The sequence below is a fragment of the Caballeronia sp. ATUFL_F1_KS39 genome, from assembly GCF_023630985.1.
Lineage (GTDB): Bacteria > Pseudomonadota > Gammaproteobacteria > Burkholderiales > Burkholderiaceae > Caballeronia > Caballeronia zhejiangensis.
Genome location: NZ_JALQDZ010000130.1, coordinates 1 through 245 on the forward strand (window position 1 = coordinate 1; position 245 = coordinate 245).

At 60.0% G+C, this 245-nt stretch carries 1 protein-coding gene; it reads right to left on the reverse strand.

Going from position 1 to position 245, the window contains the following annotated elements; all coding sequences use genetic code 11:
- On the reverse strand, positions 1-233 hold a 233-nt coding region (locus NCR93_RS31840), incomplete at its 3' end, for a sensor histidine kinase (protein WP_250532489.1).
- Between the last annotated feature and the right edge of the window lie 12 nt (positions 234-245).

The window sequence follows — 245 nt, forward strand, 5'->3', positions numbered from 1 at the left end:
ATACCGAGCCCCGCCTCGCCGGGATTCAGATAGTGATCTTCCTGCACGAAGAGATCGAAGATGGACGTGAGTCCCTTCTGCGAAATGCCGCGCCCCTTGTCGATCACCTTCAGCAAGAGCGCGCTCGTCTCGCACTCGATTTCAACGATGATCGTGCTCGCTCGCGGCGAGAACTTCGACGCGTTGTTCAACAGGTTCTGCACCACCTGCACGAGCCGCGTGCTGTCGCCCACGACATGCACCGG